The sequence below is a fragment of the Pedobacter chitinilyticus genome, from assembly GCF_003313385.1.
GTDB lineage: Bacteria > Bacteroidota > Bacteroidia > Sphingobacteriales > Sphingobacteriaceae > Pedobacter > Pedobacter chitinilyticus.
On record NZ_QMHN01000002.1, the window covers coordinates 390,969 to 404,381 of the forward strand.

Annotated in this window: 13 protein-coding genes; 7 read left to right on the plus strand and 6 right to left on the minus strand. The window is 37.9% G+C overall.

Annotation, left to right across the window (positions count from 1 at the left end):
* Positions 1-108: 108 nt before the first annotated feature.
* Entirely contained in the window at positions 109-663 is a 555-nt protein-coding gene (locus DUT70_RS08500; RefSeq protein ID WP_113646900.1) for a PhnA domain-containing protein, read from the minus strand.
* Between the two features lie 128 nt (positions 664-791).
* On the opposite strand from DUT70_RS08500, the gene DUT70_RS08505 reads away from it, so the two are divergent.
* From DUT70_RS08505 to DUT70_RS08520, 4 genes are all read left to right on the plus strand, one after another.
* Entirely contained in the window at positions 792-1,493 is a 702-nt protein-coding gene (locus tag DUT70_RS08505) for an SDR family oxidoreductase (RefSeq protein ID WP_113646901.1), read from the plus strand.
* Positions 1,494-1,581: 88 nt separating this feature from the next.
* Positions 1,582-1,950, plus strand: coding sequence for a hypothetical protein (locus DUT70_RS08510; protein WP_113647215.1), 369 nt, complete (start codon positions 1,582-1,584; stop codon positions 1,948-1,950).
* Between the two features lie 151 nt (positions 1,951-2,101).
* Positions 2,102-2,638 carry a C40 family peptidase gene (locus DUT70_RS08515; RefSeq protein WP_113646902.1) on the plus strand — a complete coding sequence of 179 codons (537 nt, stop codon included), beginning with the start codon at positions 2,102-2,104 and terminating at the stop codon, positions 2,636-2,638.
* 12 nt (positions 2,639-2,650) lie between these two features.
* Complete coding sequence (locus DUT70_RS08520; protein WP_113646903.1) at positions 2,651-3,040, plus strand: DUF1801 domain-containing protein; 390 nt, start codon at positions 2,651-2,653, stop codon at positions 3,038-3,040.
* A 106-nt stretch (positions 3,041-3,146) separates the two neighbouring features.
* On the opposite strand, the gene DUT70_RS08525 is transcribed toward DUT70_RS08520, so the two are convergent.
* Entirely contained in the window at positions 3,147-4,034 is an 888-nt protein-coding gene (locus DUT70_RS08525) for a flavin reductase family protein (protein ID WP_113646904.1), read from the minus strand.
* A gap of 281 nt (positions 4,035-4,315) precedes the next feature.
* The gene (locus DUT70_RS08530) at positions 4,316-5,311 is read right to left on the minus strand and encodes a fumarylacetoacetate hydrolase family protein (RefSeq protein ID WP_113646905.1); all 996 of its coding nucleotides are present in this window, start codon (positions 5,309-5,311) and stop codon (positions 4,316-4,318) included.
* A gap of 493 nt (positions 5,312-5,804) precedes the next feature.
* On the opposite strand from DUT70_RS08530, the gene DUT70_RS08535 reads away from it, so the two are divergent.
* Together DUT70_RS08535 and hppD are read left to right on the plus strand one after the other, a co-directional pair.
* Positions 5,805-6,971, plus strand: a complete 1,167-nt coding sequence (locus DUT70_RS08535; RefSeq protein ID WP_113646906.1) for a homogentisate 1,2-dioxygenase — start codon at positions 5,805-5,807, stop codon at positions 6,969-6,971.
* Positions 6,972-7,102: 131 nt separating this feature from the next.
* Entirely contained in the window at positions 7,103-8,233 is a 1,131-nt protein-coding gene (hppD, locus tag DUT70_RS08540; protein ID WP_113646907.1) for a 4-hydroxyphenylpyruvate dioxygenase, read from the plus strand.
* Positions 8,234-8,286: 53 nt separating this feature from the next.
* Here the strand turns inward: hppD and DUT70_RS08545 are convergent, their stop codons facing one another.
* Positions 8,287-10,602 (minus strand): PDZ domain-containing protein, encoded by a 2,316-nt coding sequence (locus DUT70_RS08545; protein ID WP_205529767.1) that lies wholly within the window; start codon positions 10,600-10,602, stop codon positions 8,287-8,289.
* A gap of 396 nt (positions 10,603-10,998) precedes the next feature.
* Between DUT70_RS08545 and DUT70_RS08550 the strand changes: the two genes are divergently transcribed.
* Positions 10,999-11,919, plus strand: a complete 921-nt coding sequence (locus DUT70_RS08550) for a YihY/virulence factor BrkB family protein (protein WP_113646909.1) — start codon at positions 10,999-11,001, stop codon at positions 11,917-11,919.
* A 65-nt stretch (positions 11,920-11,984) separates the two neighbouring features.
* On the opposite strand, the gene DUT70_RS08555 is transcribed toward DUT70_RS08550, so the two are convergent.
* Both DUT70_RS08555 and DUT70_RS08560 read right to left on the minus strand, forming a co-directional pair.
* Positions 11,985-12,569, minus strand: coding sequence for a porin family protein (locus DUT70_RS08555; protein ID WP_113646910.1), 585 nt, complete (start codon positions 12,567-12,569; stop codon positions 11,985-11,987).
* Between the two features lie 86 nt (positions 12,570-12,655).
* Positions 12,656-12,937, minus strand: coding sequence for a hypothetical protein (locus DUT70_RS08560; RefSeq protein ID WP_113646911.1), 282 nt, complete (start codon positions 12,935-12,937; stop codon positions 12,656-12,658).
* Between the last annotated feature and the right edge of the window lie 476 nt (positions 12,938-13,413).

Sequence of the window (13,413 nt, forward strand, 5' to 3'; positions counted from 1 at the left end):
TTTTAAAAACTTCGTAAGTTTCTATAAGGGTTGTCATTTCGAGACTGATCGAGAAATCTCATGTATCTCATTAGATTTCTCACTATGTTCAAAATGACAACAATATTGCTAGTTATTCTTCTTCACGTACTTCGTTAAAATCACAATCATTTGCTCATTGATTTTTCCTTCAACCTGCTCATGATTATCGTGCACCAATCTAATTCGCTTTACTACTGTCCCTTTAGGTGCGCTGAAGTTTGTTCCTTTTACATCCAAGGCTTGCGTTAACACTACCGTGTCTCCGTTTTCAAGCACGTTGCCAAAAGCATCTTTATGAACATCGGCAACCTCCAATCCACTCAAAGCCCATTGTATGGTATCTTCATCTAAATCAACCATACTAATGACGCCACTTGCCCAATCTTCGTCTTTATAGCGTTGCAAAATGCGATAGCTCAATGCTTGTACACTAGGCTCAGGATTCCAAATGCTTCCTTCCACCACACGCCAGTAAAAGCTTTGGTCGGCAGCATCAATCTTTTCCAAGCAATCATTACATAAGGCCGCTTGATTTTCGATAGCATCGTCCTTCTTCGGACTAACCGTATAGGCGTTTACTGCTTCTGTTTTGCTACATAGTTCACACAAACCGTCGCTACGCTCTTTTAGTTTCTCTAACATCATTCTTCAATTATGCCGCAAAGGTACTCAATTAATCAAATAGGAATGGTTTTATGTCCATCATCACATTTTAAGCGCTTAAACTTCCCAAATTCTTATCTTTGCCACAATTGTAAAATCTAATATCCATGAATATCATTATTACGGGAGCCAGTAGTGGCATCGGCTTCGAAGCAGCATTAGAATTAAGTTTAGACACGAAAAACAAGGTGGTATGCATTGCCCGCTCTGCTGATAAATTACGTAAGCTTCATGAAATTGCCAAAAGCATTACCCCTGAGTGCACCTTACTTCCCGTAGCTTTTGACTTAGTGAATGATGATTACAATGCCTTGATCCCATTCATTAAAGAAAGATTGGGGACGGTAGATATCTTGATTAACAATGCAGGTTCACTGATCAACAAACCATTGCTAGAAACCACAGAAAATGACCTAGCGGCTATGTTAGAACATAACGTGATCAGCCACTTTAAAATGACCCGTTACATGCTACAGTTTATGGAAAATGGTGGTCATATTGTAAATATTGGCAGCATGGGCGGCTTTCAAGGCAGTGTAAAATTCCCTGGGTTAGCTGCTTACTCAGCAAGTAAAGCAGCGTTGCATATCTTAACGGAGTGCATGGCGCAGGAACTAGTGCAAACTGGTATTAAAATTAATTGCCTAGCACTTGGTTCCGCACAAACTGAAATGTTAGAAGCGGCATTCCCTGGGTATGAAAGTCCAGTGATGGCATTTGAAATGGGCAAGTACGTGGCTGATTTTGCCAGAACTGGCCATAAATTTTTTAATGGAAAAGTATTGCCTGTAGCGGTAACTACGCCATAGAAGCTAAATAGCTAACATAAGAGGCTGGTATTATTTTTTGGCAGTAAAATTGCTATTAGCCAAGCAATTAAAAACTAAAAAAAATAACATGGAGAACAACATGACTACTACAGACAATGGCAAAACCGCCTCAATTATTAGTTATTTTACCATTATTGGATGGTTAATTGCATATTTCGCGATGCACAAAGATAACAAAACTGAATTAGGGAGTTATCAATTAAGACAAACGCTTCTTTTAAATATTATAGCTATTGTTTTAGGTTGGGGCGTAAGCTTCATACTCGGAATTTTAATTGTAACAACGGGAATTCTATCTCTTGTTTACATTTCTCACCTTGTTCAATTAGCTATTTTTATCATTTGGATCATTGGTTTAATTGGCGCTATTAACGGACAAAAGAAACCCATGCCTATTATTGGAGAAAAAGCACAAACCATGTTTGACTCTATATAAAGCACAATATTTTTGACAACTTATTAGTGTCAAATCCCTTGAAATAAAGCCTGCTAATTACCTTAGCAGGCTTTACTTTTTAATTTACAACAAACAAGTTTTCAACATTTTATACAAGCTTTTTCTTTTTTAGCTATGTTTGAAAACAAACATGAAGAAAATCCTTATCACCATCTTACTGTTCAGCGTATTTGCACTCAACAGCAAAGCACAAGATAATGTGTCGTTAACGATGCAATATCAGCGAATGATGGAAAAGGTAATTAGCCGTATTCCAGAGGTTGCTAATAGCACTTCAAACAAAATCATGGACTTCGCCAAGTCTCTTATAGGCACCAGATATCGTTATGCATCTAGCAATCCAGAAATTGGTTTCGACTGTTCTGGCTTTGTAAGCTACGTGTATAAACAATTTGGTTTTAATGGCGCACGTTCTTCTGCTGATTTTGCAAAGAAAGGAAAAGCAATTAAACTGGCTGATGCAAAAGTAGGCGACATCCTCGTATTTACAGGTTCTAATGCTAGGGTGCGCAGACCAGGTCATGTAGGTATTGTTTATTCAAAAGATGAAGAAGGAAACATTAAATTTATCCACTCGTCTTCTGGAAAAGCAAAAGGCGTAACCATCACCGAATTAGAAGGTTACTACAAAAATCGCTTCCTAAAAGCGGTTACCGTAATGGAATAAAACCCTACTCTTATGGCAGAGCTTAAAACCAAGGCCAATAACAACAGTGTTTCCGAGTTTATCAACGCTTTAACTGACGAAAGAAAGCGTGATGATAGTTTTGCACTTTGCGAAATTATGGAAGAAATTTGTCAAGCCAAACCTAAAATGTGGGGCGATGCCATTATTGGTTTCGGAGATAAAGATCTCGTTTATCCAGATGGCAGGCGTATTGATTGGATGGTAATGGCTTTTTCTCCCCGTAAACAAAACCTTACTTTATACCTTGAGGGAGGCTCTACGCATCCGCTGTTGAGCAAATTGGGTAAACACAAAACCAGCAAAGCTTGCTTATACATCAAAACTTTAAAAGACATTGATTTGGATGTCTTGAGGCAAATCATTACCGACGCTAACGTTTAAAATTTATTGATTAGACATCTATCAATAAGTTGCTAGATCTCGACTTTACGGAGAGATCTTTGGTATACAGTTTAAAAATAGAGATAATGGATTATGAGAAGTGATGCTAGAGTAACAACACCTTCAAAGCATCCGATACTTTTCCATAAGCAATTAATTCCTTTGCGAATTCGTGCAGCTCCCTTTCCCTGTTATTAGCATCACCCATAGTGGCATCCATAATATCCTTCACGTTGGCATTCCATTGCATCTCGGAAATTTCATCATCATTGGGCAATTGCTCTTCGTTGCCTAGCAAACCTAAATCGTTACCCGTAAGTACTTTTGATTGGCGTACCGAAATGGGTAAAGCATTTACGCCTATTCCAAGTGTTGTGAGTGGTTTAGGAACGGTAAATAAACTTTCAGGTGTTACACGGCTGTACCAGTTTCCTCCCAAGCGGGCTACCAAATCTATTTTCCGTTGGTCAATTTTTCCATCAGTATCTAAAATTTCCTCTTTGATATGAATGAGCTTAATCTCTGCCAAAATCAAATTTCCTGCACCGTGCTGATCTCCCAAGGGAATGATTTGATTAACTACACATTCTAATTGTACAGGCGCTTCGGCTACTCTTGGCGGTTTAACCAAATGTGAAGTTTCCATGGTAAATCCAGCTTTTTCAAACTCATTAACCTCTTTTCCGTACTCGGTACTCGACAAGCTCGTTTGCTGCACCATCGCATAATTCACAATATTGATGACACACTCCCTTACTTCCCTCACGTTCTCCAACGTATGTTTGGTGGTATTGTCCCTCACCCTTCTAGCAGGCGAAAAAATACATATTGGCGGGTTAGTGCTAAACATATTAAAGAAACTAAATGGACTAAGGTTAATGTTCCCGTTAGCATCTATAGTGGAGGCTAAACAAATTGGTCGCGGAGCAATGGCATACTGCAAATAGTTTTGCAATTGCACAGGGGTCAAATCATCGCATTTTAATGTCAGCATGGTATTGGAGGATTGGAAAGTTGTAAGGTTGGAAAGTTAAAGGTTATTTTTAGGCTTCTTTGCTATCATTCCGACGTTAGGAGGAATCTCCTTGTACAATGCACATTCAAGATCCTTCGCTACGCTCTGGACGACAGGAAACAAAACCTTTTGTACTACTGTTTGGTTTAGCATAGAAAGGTTTACCTAAGTAAACTAAACCTGATAGCAGCGGCACGCAGTAAAGCGAATAGCAGGGCTTTCTTAACCGAAGAAAAAAGAACCCTGCTTTTCAAAGCTATTTATTTTTTCAATGCAAGTATAGAAAAATCTGTATCTACTTTTTTAATGGTATTGCTTAAAGCACCTAAACCTGCAATTTCCATTTCAACATGGTCACCTGCCTGCAGCCACTGTACTTTGTAGTTAGGATCATTTAATAAACCTGTACCATTAAGTTCCAAGAAACATCCAGTCCCCACGGTTCCAGAGCCAATCACATCACCTGGCAAAATATCAACCCCATATGCGCAACGCTCGATAATTTCAGCAAAAGTCCAATCCATATCGGCCATGTTTCCGCTAGAAACTTCAATACCGTTTACCTTACAGGTCATTTTCAAATTGTAGTTATTGCCTACGTGGTTTTCCTTTGCGGCTACTTTAAATTGCTCCAACTCGTCTGGCGTAACTAACCACGGACCAATTACGGTAGAAAAATCCTTGCCTTTTGCAGGACCTAAGTTCAACAACATTTCTTCCATTTGTAAAGTACGAGCACTCATGTCGTTCATAATGGTATAACCAGCGATGTACTCGTCAGCTTCCGCAGCTTTAATGTTACGACCTTTTTTACCAATCACTACCGCAACTTCCAATTCAAAATCAAGTTTTTGGAAATGATCTGGCATACATTCAATTTCACCAGGCCCTTGAATGGCATTATGATTGGTAAAATAAAAAATTGGATATTGATCAAATTCGGCAATCATATCTACCTTACGGTTTCTGCGAGCGGCGGCTACGTGTTGTCTAAAAGCATAACCGTCTCTGCAAGAAGTTGGATGCGGCACAGGAGCCAAAAGTTCATAAAACACTTCTTCCTTTGGCGACAGTTTACCGTCCAAAATATCTTGATTAATTTTTTTTGCTCTTTCCATCAGTGGTTCACCACCTTCTAAAAAAGCATTCATTTGATCTGGGATTAGCTTATCGCAAGAATTAAGGTTATAGATATGTCCGTTGGCATAAATTCCTAAATGCTCCTTGTCTTCAGTTTTGTAGGATACGAGTTTCATTGATATAAATATTTTTGTTAGTGGTGTAGTAGTTTCCACATCCAATGGAACAACAATGCAAATTGGAGATGGTTTATATTGGATTTGTGGTCAAAGCTATGAAAGCAATATGTGTTTTGCAAAATACATTACATTTTATTCGAAAAAACAACAGATATACAAAGGGTTAGCATCTTCTGACCAAATTAACATTAAAATAAATATTTATTGATCTAACACTAAATAATAGACAAACAAAATTTATTAAATTTGATATGCCTTACAAAAACACTAACTTCGTTGAATAATGCAACAAAAGATAACATACTACAATTTGCACGCTGCCGAAGTTTTTGCTGCGTACAGATCGGGTATGCTATCGAAACTTATTTTCGCACAATATTCTTTGTAAGCCCATTTTTGGGAACGCTTTAACATCTTTAAGCGTACGCTTTCTAAACGTTTTTAATTTTTATTCGTTATATTTTAATTCTAACCAAATTAACCTTATAATATGCCCATTTATCATACTTTAGGAAATATCCCTCCTAAAAGACATACTGTTTTTCGTAAGCCAAATGGCGATTTATATGCTGAAGAACTGGTTTCGACCGAAGGTTTTTCGAGCCTGTATTCATTGGTTTACCATTGCCACCCCCCTACCATTGTAAAATCTATTGGGGAACCCTACAATGTTGAACCTAAAATTGCTAGAGAAAAACATTTGCGCCACACCAGCTTGATTGGTTTTAATGTGAAACCTGAAGATGATTATTTAAAAAGCCGTAAACCTGTTTTGGTGAACAGCGATTTACACATTTCACTGGCGGCCCCTAAAAAATCAATGACTGATTATTTCTATAAAAATAGTCAGGCTGATGAGGTGATTTTTATCCACGAAGGGACTGGAAAATTAAAAACGGGTTTCGGGGAAATTTCTTTCGAATACGGTGACTATCTGGTTATTCCACGAGGAACTATTTATCAATTGGAGTTTAACGACGAAAATAATCGCTTGTTTATCGTAGAGAGTTTTAGCCCAATTCGTACCCCAAAAAGATATCGCAATGCTTTTGGTCAGCTGGAAGAGCATTCGCCATTTTGCGAAAGAGATATTAAAAGACCAGAAAACCTACAAACTTTTGACGAGTTTGGTGAATTTAAGGTATTGATCAAGAAACAGGGAATTATGTACCCTTATACTTATGGTACTCATCCATTTGATTTTGTAGGCTGGGACGGCTTCCACTATCCGTGGGCATTTTCAATCCATAACTTTGAGCCCATTACTGGCCGTTTGCACCAACCGCCTCCCGTACATCAAACTTTTGAGGGGCATAATTTCGTGATTTGTTCTTTCGTACCACGTAAATACGATTATCATCCATTAGCCATCCCTGCACCTTATAACCATAGCAATGTGGATAGTGACGAGGTTTTGTATTATGTAGATGGTGATTTTATGAGCCGTAAAAGCGTAGTGAAAGGCCAGATTACCTTACACCCAGGGGGAATCCCACACGGACCACACCCTGGCACGGTTGAAAAATCTATTGGAAAAGAAAAAACCGAAGAACTTGCCGTAATGATTGATCCTTTTAGACCTTTGATGCTTACGGAAGACGCCTTGTCGATTGAAGACGAAAGTTATCATAAGAGCTGGCAGGTAAACGTGGAATAAAGTCGGGAAGTTATTCGTCGGAAAATTTCGAATGATATAACTGAACCTACCCAAACTAATTAAATAACTTATTATAACATCCGACTCCAACCTTTTCTGACTTGAGGACTTTCGGACTAATAAAAAACAAAATGAGCACACAAACATTTGCAGAGAAAATAGCGAAAGCACAAGATTTCCTTCCCATTAATGGAACGGATTATATTGAATTTTATGTAGGTAACGCTAAACAGGCCGCACATTATTATAAAACAGCCTTTGGTTTTCAATCACTGGCTTATGCTGGACCCGAAACTGGCGTGAAAGATAGAGCTTCTTACGTATTGCAGCAGGGGAAAATCCGTTTGATTTTAACCACTGCACTAAAATCAGATAGCCCTATTTCAGAGCATGTAAAAAAACATGGTGATGGGGTAAAGATATTGGCTCTTTGGGTAGACGATGCTTATAGTGCATTTGAGGAAACGACCAAACGTGGTGGTAAACCTTATTTAGCGCCACAAACACTTACTGATGAGCATGGCGAATTACGCATGTCGGGGATTTACACTTATGGTGAAACGATTCATATGTTCATTGAGCGTAAAAATTATAACGGCGTTTTTATGCCAGGTTATCGTAAATGGGAAAGTGAATACAATCCAGAAGATGCAGGCTTGCTTTACATTGACCACTGTGTAGGTAATGTTGGTTGGAACCGCATGAACGAAACGGTGAAGTGGTATGAAGAAGTGATGGGCTTTGTAAACATTTTAACTTTTGATGATAAACAAATCAATACCGAATATTCTGCCTTGATGAGTAAGGTAATGAGCAATGGCAACGGTTACTCTAAATTCCCAATCAACGAACCAGCAGAAGGCAAAAAGAAATCCCAAATTGAGGAATATTTAGAGTTTTACGAAGGCGAAGGTGTACAACATATTGCTGTAGCGACTAAAGACATTGTAAAAACGGTAAAAACACTTAAAGCGCGTGGTGTAGAATTTTTGAGTGCGCCCCCACAAGCCTATTACGATATGATGGGCGAACGTGTGGGAGAAATTGATGAAGAAATTGCACCATTAAAGGAACTTGGTATTTTAGTAGACCGCGACGAGGAAGGATATTTATTACAGATTTTCACTAAACCTGTGGAAGACCGCCCAACTTTATTTTTTGAAATTATTGAGCGCAAAGGCGCCCAAAGCTTTGGTGCTGGCAACTTTAAAGCATTGTTTGAAAGTATTGAAAGAGAACAGGCTTTAAGGGGTAATTTATAGTTAGCAAAAAGCTATTCATAAAAAAGGGGGACATAAATCCCCCTTTTTTATCATTACTTCTGTACGATCATTAGCACCTTTTTACGCTGGTCTCTAACTAGCGTTATTTCTAAGTTTTGTGCTTGTTTATACTTTTGTGAAAGCATCGCCAAGTCTTTTATTGACTTTACCTTTTCATTTGCTATGGCAACCAGCACGTCACCTTTTTGTAACTTGTTTTTTATAGCTAATGAAGATGGCAGCAGTTCGATCAACAACACACCATCCTTATCGTGAAGTCCCGCTGCCGAAAGTTCTCCCAAAGTTTCGATATTTTTAAAGGTTGCACCTAACCAGTTAAGCCTTATAGATTCTTTTTCAGCAACCAAATCCTGAATTGGCCTAATATTAGGCTTTGCAGCCAGTTTCTTCAAATGTGCAGCCGTTACTCCAAAATTCATTTCAAAACTTTTAAAACCTATTTTGATTGCTGGCGATTGTGGCTTTAAGCTATAGTTGCCAATGGATGCATTTACAAAAAGTACATCTCCACTCAAACTGTTTTTATCAAGCCCCAATTGATGTGCTTTCTGCAAAGCCGCTGGGAAAAGGAAAAAATTAGAATCTACCTGTTTGCCCCAATAAGGCATACGTATGGGAGCATAAGGCTGCGTTACAATGTTATGGGCAAAAACATCATCACTATTGCGAAACCACACGTGCGGATGAAATGTATTATTGATGATAATGTTATTATACACCTTACGATGGTATCCTTCTCTTAACTTTAACCCTCCGCTAAGACAAACATTATTATATATTAAATAGTTGCTACTTCCATCATCCAAGTCAATATCCCAGCCGTGATCACATTGAAAACGGTTATTTCGAAGTGTAATGGGATCAATGACGTCAAGATATTCGATACCTGGATATTTTGTCAAAATATTTTCGACGTCTTTTATATTAGGCAACCAATATCGATCACGTCCCCATGAGTTAAAAGCCCCATGGTCGCCTGTCTCCAATACCGTATCAAATACATCATTAAATTCTATGATATGACCACCCCAAGTACCTTCACTAATGTTAATTCCAGCTCTTGGTACTTTGTAAATTGTATTGTGGCTTATCGTGATGTGCGCTGCCATGGAAATTTGCGCACCTGCCACTTGTTTTTCTATTAAACCAATATGATGGATTAAGTTCCCACTTGCCGTACAATATTGCGGATAATTATTACTCTTCGGACCTTTTTTCATATCCATTTGCTCAAGCGCTACGTATTCTTCATACCTAAAAGATGGAGATCTTACCGCATCTGGGCTACCCACAAAGGAAATGGCGCTAGCTCCAATATTATAAATGAGGTTATCCTTAACAAGGTTATGCTTATTATAGTTACTCATAAAAATCGCATTCCCACCCAGCTCATAAAAACTGCAATTTGTAATTTTACTGTTCTCTGTGCCATCTAAAAGGATTGCTCCACCACGATAAATTGTCCAATCGCTCCGTAGCAAAGGTTCCTTGGTCAACATGAAACTTCTAGCTGTTTGCGTAAAATCTATTTGATTGATGTGGATATTCTTTACTGGCTGGGCGTTGCTACCAACAATGTGTAAAATATCAGTTAAATGGCTGACGCTAAAACTTGCAGTATTGGGGTTGGTTCCTTTTGGGGGATAAAAATAAAGTATTTTCTTATCCTCATCATAAAACCACTCATTAGGTGCGTCTAATTCCTCAAATACATTTTCTATAAAGCGATACTTATCGTTCATTGGCGATGGTCTGTTATTTTGCCAACCGCCTTCTAGTATAAGTTTGTTTTTTTGTTTGCCAGTTACCAGATAATGAAAGCCACCCCATTCGCCACTATGTAAAGTATGCACATAAGCTCCTTTTGGATGATGCCAGTTCGCAATTCGGGCACTATCTAATACGTCTGCTGCTGTACCATTAAATACGCGAGCCTTAGGGTCGAAATTAGGATAACGAGCCATTGGCAAGGCCTTTCCATTGAGGAACAAGCGATCTGGCCTTTCTAACGCAATTTTTGCTTGATAAATACCGTTTCGGTAATGCTGCCAAATAGCTTTTAACGGTTTAGCACCGCTAAAAATAACTTTTTCATTTTGATACGATTGTATGGTTAACGTGCTGGCAGTATAATTAGCCGCAGAGATCTCAACCGTTTTATCCATCATGTACGTACCGCCTCTAAAATAGATTCTTATATCTTCATGTTTAAAGGGGCTTGCTTTTTTCAAAGCACTTTCAAGTGTTTTTAGCGGTTTTAAAAAAGTACCAGGGTTTTTGTCGGTTCCAGTGGTTGCCACATAGAAGTTTTTTTGCGCAGCGCAAAATAGAGGTAATAATATTACCATTAATAATCGTTTTTTCATTAGGAGAATAGAATGTAATTAGTTGTTATAAGCCAAGTTATGATTAACTTGGCTTATATGCAAATACATTCGCAGAATCTTATTCTAAAGGAGATGAAATGACTATTAGTATCAGCAGTGCCCCAACAAATAATACAGCACCACAAAAATAACAACCGTTGATAAGCAACCGCCACCTAGTTTCCAGGCACCCCACCCAGCAAATATTGTTCTAAAAAAGTTGTTCATATCTATTTTGATTGATGAATTAGAATAACCAAAAATCAACTCATAATGTTTTCCTAATCGTTATAAATCCCTATTGCAGTGTGCTTTATTGTTAAAAGGAAGAATAACAAACATCAGTTAGGCATATTTTGTTATTTTTGAAATTCACTAATGGGAAAAACAGCAACTATTAAGAAATCAAAGCTTTTACTTTTTGGTTATCATTTACAAAAAGCATTTGCACTTTACCAAAAAAACGACCCTTTACGTTTAGCTGGCGCTACCGCTTTCTTCGCTAATTTTGCCATTCCTCCTATTTTGCTGATCCTTATCAGGCTATTTGGTTTTTTTGTAGATAGGAAACTACTTGCTACTCGTTTGTTCGAGCGTATTTCGGAAATTTTAATTCCCAGCAGTACCGAGCAAATCAGAGAAACCTTGAGGAACATTCGTGGTGTTGACCATAATTGGTGGGCTACCATCTTGACTTTTGTATTCTTCATTTTTGTAGCCACTACCCTATTCAATGTTATTAAAAACTCAGTAGAACAAATATGGAACATTGGCCAAGATGCCAAAATGGGTTTTCTGTTTACATTGAAAATCCGCGGGCGTTCGATGATGATTATTTTACTTGCTGGTATTTTATTTTTTATAGGTTTAGTTACTGATAGCATACAGGCCTATGTTACTACATACCTTAACGGTACTTCGCCCAATTTTGGTAAATGGTTGCTATGGGTACTCAACCAAACCATTTTCACTCTTATTGTAACAGTTTGGTTTACCATTTTATTTAGGTTTTTAACCAATGCTAGACCAAGCTGGAAAATAGCTTTACAGGGCGGACTTTTAACGGGTATCCTATTTAACTTGGGAAAATACGTGTTGCGGATTATGCTTCCATTAAGCAATATCGAAAACATCTACGGCGCATCGGGTTCAATTGTATTGGTGATGTTGTTTGTTTTCTACTCGTCATTGATTTTCTATTTTGGGGCATGTTTCATTAAGGTGATTAGTGAAAAGCAACACAAAGTGATACGACCACTTAAAGGTGCCCATACTTACGAGCTGATTGAAAAAAGCTAATAAAAAAAGCTCCGCATGATATGTGCGGAGCTTTTTTATGAATATATGATTTACTTTACCTTGGATTAAAATAACCTAAGACCTAAGCCAAAGGTGAACAAGTTTAATTTAGTATCAGGATAGCCAGCCGAGTTTAATTTAGACAAACCTAATTCATATCTCAAATCAACATTCAATTTGCCTAAATCTAAGCCTGCTCCAAATTGCCATGCAAAAGCTTGTCCTTTGAAATCGCCGCTGAATATATTTGATGCTGCCTGATTGAAGCTTTGGTCATCACTCAAAATAAAAGACGCTACAGGTCCTGTATTCAATCTTATGCCTACACCTGCTGCTCCAATTTTTGTTCCTACCAAAACGGGCACATCTAAACTCGTAAATTTCACTTTACTTTCTAATCCGCTATTTTTTAGCGTGGTGTTCTTACCTGAGATATATAACTCGGGTTGTAAATGTATACCTGCTGCTCCAATTCGAGTCCAGATACCAGCATAATACCCCGCCCTATTGTCGCTACCAAAAGTATTTTCTGTACTAAACTTAGACAAGTTTAAACCGCCTTTCAACCCCATTTGGAATGATGGTAATACTTGGCCGAATGCAAAAAATGAGCAGCAAACAAAAAAGGCTGCTAGTGTAATTCTTTTCATATTTTTTTAAATCGTTAAACTTAGTGATAACCATTTTGAAACACTGATTGGTTTCATGATCGGTGGCAAATATACAACTAGGGGGGTTAATTGCAAGAAACTTTGGGTGCTACTTTCTCAAATCCCTGCATTTCAAAAACAGCCAATTTATCCAAAAGGTTGAAGTGCAAGGTTCCAAAGAAATTGAAAATGCCATCTTCATTTTTGCCTTCAATGCAAACCGTTTCTTTTAACACGGGACTATTTTGGTTAGCTCCAGAGAAAAGCAGAGCTTCATCTTGGATAATAACGTTTTTTGCTTCGATTGCAAAATCATTTAAAAGGGCCAAAAAAGCCTTACCATTTAGCAATAGTTCTTTAATATTCATAACCCAAAAATTTAATGTGAAGACTAGTTTAAATTTAAACAAAATTCTCGTTAAAAGGTTCTAATATTTGTCATAAAAAACAGCTAAGATTCTGATTATTTGGCAAATCGAATTTCCCCTCGATTCACCAACCTTCTAGGTTTTCAAAACCTAGAAGGTTTCTTACGAAAATAAACCCGACAGGAGCGAACACGTAGCCCAAGTTTACGTAGGCGAAGTAAAGCGGATGGCGGGGCTGCATTTGCCATGAGCATTGGGATTGATTTTCTAAAAATTATGGGGAGGACCAAGCAGGTAACGGCTCTCTAAATGCTGATTTTGTAGCAATTGCGTAACATAATGCACTCAAATGGAAAAAATATTTGTTTAGCTGATACAAATCTATACCTTAGTTTTGTAAAAATTCTTTAAGTGTTACACCCATAAATTACTCTAAATGAAGCCATCGTATTTATTTTAGATTGCTTCGCTAGTAT

Excerpts from the sequence above, each read along its gene's own strand:
- DUT70_RS08500 (WP_113646900.1), bottom strand. The coding sequence starts at position 663 with ATGTTAGAGAAACTAAAAGAGCGTAGCGACGGTTTGTGTGAACTATGT.
- DUT70_RS08505 (WP_113646901.1), top strand. The coding sequence starts at position 792 with ATGAATATCATTATTACGGGAGCCAGTAGTGGCATCGGCTTCGAAGCA.
- DUT70_RS08510 (WP_113647215.1), top strand. The coding sequence starts at position 1,582 with ATGGAGAACAACATGACTACTACAGACAATGGCAAAACCGCCTCAATT.
- DUT70_RS08515 (WP_113646902.1), top strand. The coding sequence starts at position 2,102 with ATGAAGAAAATCCTTATCACCATCTTACTGTTCAGCGTATTTGCACTC.
- DUT70_RS08520 (WP_113646903.1), top strand. The coding sequence starts at position 2,651 with ATGGCAGAGCTTAAAACCAAGGCCAATAACAACAGTGTTTCCGAGTTT.
- DUT70_RS08525 (WP_113646904.1), bottom strand. The coding sequence starts at position 4,034 with ATGCTGACATTAAAATGCGATGATTTGACCCCTGTGCAATTGCAAAAC.
- DUT70_RS08530 (WP_113646905.1), bottom strand. The coding sequence starts at position 5,311 with ATGAAACTCGTATCCTACAAAACTGAAGACAAGGAGCATTTAGGAATT.
- DUT70_RS08535 (WP_113646906.1), top strand. The coding sequence starts at position 5,805 with ATGCCCATTTATCATACTTTAGGAAATATCCCTCCTAAAAGACATACT.
- hppD (WP_113646907.1), top strand. The coding sequence starts at position 7,103 with ATGAGCACACAAACATTTGCAGAGAAAATAGCGAAAGCACAAGATTTC.
- DUT70_RS08545 (WP_205529767.1), bottom strand. The coding sequence starts at position 10,602 with ATGGTAATATTATTACCTCTATTTTGCGCTGCGCAAAAAAACTTCTAT.
- DUT70_RS08550 (WP_113646909.1), top strand. The coding sequence starts at position 10,999 with ATGGGAAAAACAGCAACTATTAAGAAATCAAAGCTTTTACTTTTTGGT.
- DUT70_RS08555 (WP_113646910.1), bottom strand. The coding sequence starts at position 12,569 with ATGAAAAGAATTACACTAGCAGCCTTTTTTGTTTGCTGCTCATTTTTT.
- DUT70_RS08560 (WP_113646911.1), bottom strand. The coding sequence starts at position 12,937 with ATGAATATTAAAGAACTATTGCTAAATGGTAAGGCTTTTTTGGCCCTT.